The 8,112-nt window shown below is 63.2% G+C and carries 8 protein-coding genes; 4 read left to right on the top strand and 4 right to left on the bottom strand.

The features are described 5' to 3' along the window. Positions 1–87: 87 nt before the first annotated feature. The 4 genes from EN932_RS22940 to EN932_RS22925 form a co-directional block, all read right to left on the bottom strand. Positions 88–606 carry a YcnI family protein gene (locus tag EN932_RS22940; protein WP_013529535.1) on the bottom strand — a complete coding sequence of 173 codons (519 nt, stop codon included), beginning with the start codon at positions 604–606 and terminating at the stop codon, positions 88–90. A 41-nt stretch (positions 607–647) separates the two neighbouring features. Next, positions 648–1,187 carry a copper chaperone PCu(A)C gene (locus EN932_RS22935; RefSeq protein WP_063169027.1) on the bottom strand — a complete coding sequence of 180 codons (540 nt, stop codon included), beginning with the start codon at positions 1,185–1,187 and terminating at the stop codon, positions 648–650. A gap of 97 nt (positions 1,188–1,284) precedes the next feature. Then, positions 1,285–1,641, bottom strand: coding sequence for a DUF2946 family protein (locus tag EN932_RS22930; protein WP_063169028.1), 357 nt, complete (start codon positions 1,639–1,641; stop codon positions 1,285–1,287). Positions 1,642–1,838: 197 nt separating this feature from the next. Continuing rightward, a complete protein-coding gene (locus EN932_RS22925; RefSeq protein WP_013529532.1) occupies positions 1,839–2,741 on the bottom strand; it encodes a GntR family transcriptional regulator in 903 nt (300 codons plus the stop codon). A gap of 229 nt (positions 2,742–2,970) precedes the next feature. Here EN932_RS22925 and EN932_RS22920 point away from each other — a divergent pair, with 229 nt between their 5' ends. The 4 genes from EN932_RS22920 to EN932_RS22905 form a co-directional block, all read left to right on the top strand. Further along, positions 2,971–4,476 carry an altronate dehydratase family protein gene (locus tag EN932_RS22920; protein WP_013529531.1) on the top strand — a complete coding sequence of 502 codons (1,506 nt, stop codon included), beginning with the start codon at positions 2,971–2,973 and terminating at the stop codon, positions 4,474–4,476. 60 nt (positions 4,477–4,536) lie between these two features. After that, positions 4,537–5,535, top strand: a complete 999-nt coding sequence (locus EN932_RS22915; RefSeq protein WP_127384613.1) for an aldo/keto reductase — start codon at positions 4,537–4,539, stop codon at positions 5,533–5,535. A gap of 300 nt (positions 5,536–5,835) precedes the next feature. Beyond that, positions 5,836–6,828: an ABC transporter substrate-binding protein gene (locus tag EN932_RS22910; RefSeq protein WP_128369092.1), complete on the top strand. Its 993-nt coding sequence runs from the start codon at positions 5,836–5,838 to the stop codon at positions 6,826–6,828. A gap of 183 nt (positions 6,829–7,011) precedes the next feature. Further along, the coding region (locus tag EN932_RS22905) for a sugar ABC transporter ATP-binding protein (RefSeq protein ID WP_164890581.1) at positions 7,012–8,112 on the top strand (1,101 nt) is incomplete at its 3' end.

Raw genomic sequence — 8,112 nt, 5'->3', positions numbered from 1 at the left:
TGCAAGCCGTTTGCGGGGGGGGGGTCGTGCTCATGTCACCGCCACGAAAAAGAGCGGCGCACTCGAAAGAGCGCGCCGCCTGGGAGATCATTTCTTCGGCAGCAGCTTGATGCCGGGTGCCGGGCTTTCCAGTGCGTCTTCATCCTGCCCTGCCGCTGGAATCTCGATCCAGCGATCGGCTGCACCGTCGCATTCCTGCACGACCGGGAAATAGAGTTTTTGGCCGACGGGGAGATCCGCCGTCAGCGTCGCGCGGAAAACGAACTCGTCATAGAATTCATCGGGCAGGTTGCCGCCGCTCCAGTCGACCTCCTTGACCCCATCGGTCACCGCCTGACCGTAGAGCTGGTAGGATTTCTCGTACTTGCCCTTCTTGGTCTGCAGCGTCCAGCCGGGCTTCGGCATCGGCTTGATCGCGATCACCCCTTCCGGAATTTGCACGCGCACGGCGGTCGTCGCCTTGCCGTCGCAGCCATGCGGCACGCGCAAAACGGCCTTGTAGGTCGAGCCGACCGCCGCCTCCTGGGTTTCGAACGTGATATGCGCGAAGGCGGCGCTGGTTCCGAGCGCGAGAAGTGCGCCGGCCGACAAAAGATATTTGTTCATGATGGTCCCTCGGATTTTCAAGATTTGTCGAGCTGGCGCGGTCAATTGGCGTGATCGTCCACGGCGCCGCCGCCCATGCCTTCGACGGCGAAATCGACGCTGACGGCGCCGGCCTTTTCGAAGGTCAGGGTGGCGGAGAACTTTTCGCCCTGTTTGGGTTGCCGCTTCAGGCCCATGAACATCAAATGATAGCCGCCAGGTGCAAGGGCTACCTTGCCGCCCGCCGGAATTTCCAGGCCGCCGGCAACCGGCCGCATGGTCATGACGCCGTCCTTGACGCCCATCTCATGCAGCTCGGCCTTTTCGGAGACATCGGAGGAAATCGACACCAGCCGGTCCGGCGCACTGCCCTTGTTGGTGATGGTGAAATAACCGCCGGCCACTTTGGCGCCGGCCGGCGTGGCGCGCGACCAGGGGTGGCCGATCTCAAGATCGCCAACCTTGAACTCATGCGCGAGGACGGACTGGGCGCCTGTGAACAGCAGCGCAAGAGCCAGCACGGCAATGCCGACACGCTCTTCGATGCCGCGTAGAATGCTGCCCGGCTCAGGACGCGCGGCGTCAGGGAAAAAATAGGACATGGTTGCTCCATGAAGTGAAGGTCGCGCCGTTGCCGGTCGCGAGCAGTTAGATCTTTGGATGGGTACGCCCACGAAAGGTTCCGCCGGGCAAACAGGCTCAGGCCGTCAGCGGCGGCGCGCGCGGGTTCGACGGCGAGCGCTCACGCGCAAAGTCGAGATGGATGGCCGCCGGGAAGACAAAGGCGACCGTTTCAAAGGAAAGGCTGCCCGGCGCCAGACCGGCATTGGGCGGCGGCGCAAAGGCCGCCGAAACCATGCTGCAGCCGAGCACGCAGCATGCCGGCAGATGGGACGGCGGCTGGTTGCCGCCCGGAAGCTGGGTTGCGCCTTCATGGGTACAGATGACGTTGCCGAAAGCGTCGAGTTGCGATGCATTGGGACCGGCGCCGAAGGCGAATGCACCAAGCGTCGACTGGAGCAACAGCAGATAGGCCGCGACAAGCGCGACCGGCATGCTCCATCGTCTCCTCGATACGCCCAAAGCCCTGCCTCTTCGCAGCAACCAACCATATCTAGCACGGGGCCGGCGGGTGGAAAATCGCCAAATCGCCGCGGCGGCAACGCGGCAGGCCCAAGGCATGTCGCCCAGAAGTGTATAGCGGTTTTGGGACAACGACATGCATGAAACAAGGCTCCGAGCCGCGATGCGGCTCAGTGTTTTTGCAGCGACCGGCTCTCCGGGATCGAGGTCAGCAATGTCTGGCGCGCCGACTTCAAATGCTTGCGGCAAGCGGCGTCGACCTTGCCGAGATCGCGTGATTTCAGCGCTTCTATGTAGACCAGATGCTCACCGATCGCGACTTCGTTGCGCTCGCGTTCCTGCGCCTTGTTCCACTGGTAATGGTAGTGGAAGATCATGGCGATGACATCGTAGAAATCGACGATGAAGCGATTGCGCGATGCCCGGTGGATCAGCCGGTGGAAGCGCTCGTCGAGTTCGGAGAACTCGGTGAAGCGGGCGGCAATGTCGTTTGCCAGCTGGCGATGCTCGTCTTCCAGGCGGTCGAGATCGGTCCAGACTGCGCTGTCCTGCGGTAAAGCGGCAAAGGCGGCCGCCGAGCGCAGTTCGAACATCTCGCGGATTTCGGTCAGCTCCAGCGCGAAGGCGCGCGTAAAGCCCTTCAGCACCCAATGACTGTTGCGACGTTTCTCGATCAGGCCGAAGCGGGAGAAGCGGATCAGGAACTCGCGCACGCTGGTGGTGCCAACGCCGATCTCGCGCGCCAGTTCGAGTTCGTTGATCTGCATGCCGGCTTCGGCGCCGCCGGCGAGCAGCCGACGCATGAACGACCGTTCGATGATCTCGGCCAGCGTGTCTGTCTCTTCCTCGGGGAAGAAATCATCGGGAAGCGGTTCGCGCAGCACCGTCTTGGCGCGCTTGTTCCAGGCGATCAGCCCGGTCTCTTCCATGCGCGCGAGAATGGTGCGCACCGTGGTCCGGCTGACGCCAAGCAAGGTGCCCAGTTCCGGCTCCGAAGGCAGGCTGCGCGTTTCGTCGAGCAGCCGCAGGCAGCGGTTGTAGGCATCCTTGTAGACGTTGTTGCTCTTCGACATCCCTGACCCGTTGCACGCCGTCGCTTGCAGCGGACGGTTTGAAGCGCAATATGACGTTCGCATGGCTCTGAGAAGCGAAATTGCTTCCCGGAACAACCCGGAGACATGCGGAACTCCCCACGAAAAAACAATTGACGCAAAACTGTTTTTTCACGATAAAAGACAATATCTCTAAACAGGCGCGTGTCAATCCGCCCCGCGCAACCCAGGATCACCCAGGAAACCGCCCGTGAACGCCTCCAACTGCATTCTTCTGTCCCCCGCCGACAATGTCGCCGTCGCGAACGGCCGCATCGAGATCGGCACCGCGCTGCCGGGCGGTGCCGTCGCCAGTGCGCTGATCGAGCCCGGCCACAAGGTGGCGATCAAGCCGATCGCCGCCGGAGAGGCCGTCGTGAAATACGCCCAGGCGATCGGTCGCGCGACACAGGACATCGCAGCCGGCGAGCACGTGCATTCGCACAATCTGGTTTTCGAATCCGGCCGCTTGCCGGTCGTGCCGCCGAGCGAGGCCGAGCACGCGACGGAGGCCGACCGCGCCCGCACCTTCATGGGCTATCGCCGCGCCGATGGCCGCGCCGGCACGCGCAACTTCATCGGCATCGTCGCCAGCGTCAATTGCTCGGCCACCGTCTGCCATTCCATCGCCGATACCGCCAACCGCACGCTGTTGCCGAAATACCCCGGCATCGACGGCTTCGTGCCGATCGTGCACGGCCAGGGCTGCGGCATGAGCGGCACCGGCGACGGCATGATGGTGCTGCACCGCACGCTTGCCGGCTATGCCCGCCACCCGAATTTCGGCGGCGTGCTGATGGTCGGCCTCGGCTGCGAGGTCAACCAGCTCACCCTCTACGGCCAGAAGGGCGTCGCTGCCGGCAAGCGCCATTTCAACATCCAGGACGCCGGCGGGTCGCGCAAATCGGTGGAAAAAGCGATGGGCGTGCTGGCCGAGATCGCCGAGGAAGTCGGCCAGTTGAAGCGTGAGCCGATCCCGGTCAGCGAGATCGTCGTCGGCCTGCAATGCGGCGGCTCCGACGGCATGTCGGGCATCACGGCCAATCCGGCGCTGGGCGCGGCTGTCGACATCCTGGCCGGCGTCGGCGGTATCGGCATTCTCTCCGAGACCACGGAAATCTACGGCGCCGAGCATCTGCTTGCCTACCGCGCGGCAACGCCGGAGATCGCGCAGAAGCTCGACGGCTTCGTGAAGTGGTGGGAGGACCACGTCGCCAAGCATGGCGCCTCGATCGACAACAATCCCTCGCCCGGCAACAAGCGCGGCGGCCTCACCACCATCCTGGAGAAGTCCCTCGGTGCGGTCGCCAAGGGCGGCCAGACGCCGCTCAACGGCGTCTTCGGCTACGCCGAAAAAGTCACCGGCAGTGGCCTCGTGTTCATGGATACGCCTGGCTACGACCCGGTTTCGGCGACCGGCCAGGTGGCGGGCGGCGCCAACGTCATCGTCTTCACCACCGGCCGCGGCTCCTGCTTCGGCTGCCGTCCGACGCCGTCGATCAAGGTCGCCACCAACTCGACCATGTACCACCAGATGGAAGAGGACATGGACGTCAATTGCGGCGTCATCGCCTCGGGTGAAAAGACCATCGCCGGCATGGGCCGCGAGATTTTCGAACTGATCGTCGAAACGGCTTCCGGCCGCAAGACCAAGAGCGAGGACTTCGGCTACGGCGACAACGAGTTCGTGCCCTGGCATCTGGGCGCAACACTTTAGATTTTACTGATATAAAGTAGACTGCGCGCCGGTCAGCGGCGGGCAACGGGGAGGTTTTGCATGGAAAAACGCCGTATCGGTCGGACAGCTCTGGAGGTCACCGAAGTGAGCTTCGGCGGCGCCGCACTTGGCGGCCTTTACCGCGCCTGTTCGCGCGAAGCGGCGATGGAGACGCTGCAGGGCGCCTGGGATGCCGGCCTGCGCTATTTCGACACCGCACCCTTCTACGGTTTCGGACTGTCGGAGCGCCGCTTCGGCGACTTCCTGCGTTACAAGCCGCGCGATTCCTATGTGCTGTCGACCAAGGTCGGCCGGCTGTTTCGCCCGGTGCCGGACGATCAGGTTCCCGATCACTCCTATGTCGATCCGCTGCCCTTCGCGCTCGACTACGACTATTCCTATGACGGCATTATGCGGTCGGTCGAGTTCAGCTATGCGCGGCTTGGCCTAAACAGGATAGACATCCTGTTTGTCCACGACATCGGCGCCTACACCCATGGTATCGAGAAGACCAAGCTGCATTTTCGCGACCTGATGGATGGCGGCCTCAAGGCACTCGAAGAGCTGAAACGGACTGGCGTCATTTCCGCCTATGGGCTTGGCGTCAACGAGGTGCAGATCTGCCTGGACGTCATGCGCCGGGCGCCGCTCGACTGCATCCTGCTTGCCAGCCGCTATTCCCTGCTCGACCGCAGTGCCGAAGCGGAGTTGCTGCCGCTATGCGGGGCACAGCAGACCTCCTTGGTCATTGGCGGCGTGTTCAACTCCGGCATCCTGGCGACCGGCCCGGTGCAAGGCGCACATTTCGACTACCGCCCCGCCAGCCATGACGTGCTCGACCGCGTCGGCGCAATGGAGAGGATCGCCGCCGAGGGTGGCTATCCGCTCGCCGCCGCAGCGTTCCAATTCCCCTTGCATGAAGCTGCCGTCGCCACCGTACTGACCGGCACCGCCAAGCTGGCAAATCTGACGCGCAACCTCGAGCTGCTCGACATCGACGTACCGGAAACGGAATACGCCAAATATCGTCCCTACACCCTGGTGCAGGAGCTGGCGTGAAACTTCATGTTCTTGCGGCACATGGAGGAATGGATATTCCATATTGACGAATTGGTGGAATTAATATTCCATACGTTCCCAGAACGGAACGGAAGCGTGACGGCGCCAATGGGAGAACAGGGCGGGGGATCTGCCTCTGCCAGACCTCGCAACGACTGGTCAAACACCGCTTGCATCGATCTGTTCGATGCACTATCAAAACAGGGCAACTGTTTTTTATTGATAAAGTTCTGTTTGGGACCGCGCCTATCCGGACGGAGCTTCCGTATCGTTCACCGGGCGACTTAGGGAGGAAACCTCATGAAATTCGTGACCAGCATTCTCAACCGCCGCGCCGTCATGACGCTGGCAGCAGCTTCAATGCTCGCCGGCGTCATGCATTCGGCGCCGGTTTCGGCGGCGGACGTCACCATTCCGATCATCGTCAAGGACACCACGTCCTTCTACTGGCAGATCGTTCTGGCCGGCGCCCGCAAGGCCGGCAAGGATCTCGGCGTCAACGTGCCGGAACTCGGCGCCCAGGCTGAAACCGACGTCAACGGCCAGGTCTCGATCCTCGAGAACGCCGTTGCCAGCAACCCGGCGGCCATCGTCATTGCGCCGACCGAGTTCAAGGCGCTCGGCAAGCCGATCGATGAAGCCGCTGCCAAGGTGAAGGTCATCGGCATCGACTCCGGTGCCGACTCCAAGGCCTTCACCTCGTTCCTGACCACTGACAATGTGCAGGCCGGCCGCGTCGCTGCCGACGGCCTCGCCGCCGCCATCGGCGCCGCCAACGGCGGCAAGATCGAGGGCGACGTCGCCCTGATCACCAACGCACCGGGCGCCGGCTCGCTCGAACAGCGCAAGCAGGGCTTCACCGAACAGCTGGCCGCCAAATATCCGGGCCTCAAGCTGGTTGCCGACAAATATGCCGACGGCCAGGCCACCACCGGCCTCAACATCGCCACCGACCTGATCACCGCCAACCCGAACCTCAAAGGCATCTTCGCTTCCAACCTGATCATGGCGCAGGGCGTCGGCCAGGCCGTCGCGGAAAACAACCTAGGCGGCAAGCTGGCGCTGGTCGGTTTCGACAGCGACGAGAAGCTGATCAAGTTCCTCAACGACGGCGTCATTTCCGCCCTCGTCGTCCAGGATCCGTACCGGATGGGCTATGACGGCATCAAGACCGCGCTCGCCGCCTCCAAGGGCGAAAAGGTCGAAGCCAATGTCGACACCGGCGCCAATCTGGTGACCAAGGACAACATGAAAGACCCCAAGATCGACGCGCTGCTCAATCCGAAGCTCTGAGCCGTCGCATCCGCAATCGTCTCCGGGGCACCTCGCCCCGGAGACACAAACTGCCGCACGAACGGCTTGGCAATCCGCACGCCTGAGCCAGGCTGTTTTCGAGGCATATCCCTGCCTCGCCGCGTGCCAATCGTGAGGCCAGCCTGGGAAGCCAATCAGGGAGGCCAATCTGGGAGGATTGTCATGATTTCGACGGCGCAGGAACTGCATCCCGCACCCGTTCTGGAACAGGGGCGGACTATCCTCGAATTGCGTGGGCTGGAGAAGCGCTATCCCGGCACCCACGCGCTGAAACCGGTCGACCTCGCCTTCAAGTCCGGTGAGATCCACGCCATCGTCGGCGAAAACGGCGCCGGCAAATCCACGCTCATCAAGCTTCTGACCGGCGTCATGCCGCGCACCTCCGGAGAGATTGTCTGGGAGGGCCAGCCGGCCGCCCTGGCGACGCCGCACGAGGCGATGGCGCTCGGCATCAATGCCGTGCACCAGGAAGTCGTGCTGTGCCGTCACCTGACGGTCGCCGCCAACATGTTCCTCGGCGAGGAGAATTCGCGCTTCGGCATCCTGCAGCAGCGCGCCATGGTCAGGCAGGCGCAGACGATCATCGACGACCTCGGCTTCGACCTGCCGGCGCATGTCACGCTCGGCGACCTGACCATCGGCCAGCAGCAGCTGATAGCCGCCGCCCGCGCCACCGTGCGCGGCACCAAATTCCTGATCTTCGACGAGCCGACCGCCTACCTCACCCGCAAGGAGGCCGACCAGCTCTTCACGCTGATCCGCCGTCTGAAGGGCGAAGGCGTGACGATCATCTACATCAGCCACCGCATGGAGGAAGTGTTCGAACTCGCCGACCGGGTATCCGTGCTGCGCGACGGCACGCTGGTCGGCACCCGCAACATCGCAGAGACCAACGATGCCGAACTGGTCAAGATGATGATCAACCGCTCGATCGAGCAGGTCTATCACAAGGAGCATTTCACGCCGGGCGCCGCCATCATCGAGGCGAAAAACCTGTCCGGCAAGGGCTTCGAAAATGTCTCGATGACGGTCCGCGCCGGCGAGATCGTCGGACTCTATGGGCTGATCGGCGCCGGACGCAGCGAGTTCGTCACCACGCTCTACGGCCGCCACCGCAAATCCGCCGGCCAGATCCTCTGGGAAGGCAAGGAGGTACAGGTCAATTCCGAACATGACGCGATCAAGCTCGGCATGGCGCTGGCGCCGGAGAGCCGCCGCGACCAGGGCCTCTGCCTCAACCTGCCGGTCGGCTTCAACCTCAAC

The organism is Mesorhizobium sp. M7A.F.Ca.US.002.01.1.1 (genome assembly GCF_004022955.1).
In the GTDB taxonomy this organism is placed as follows: domain Bacteria; phylum Pseudomonadota; class Alphaproteobacteria; order Rhizobiales; family Rhizobiaceae; genus Mesorhizobium; species Mesorhizobium ciceri.
The sequence above is the reverse complement of the archived record's forward strand: the minus strand, read 5'-3'. Positions and strand labels throughout refer to the sequence as shown.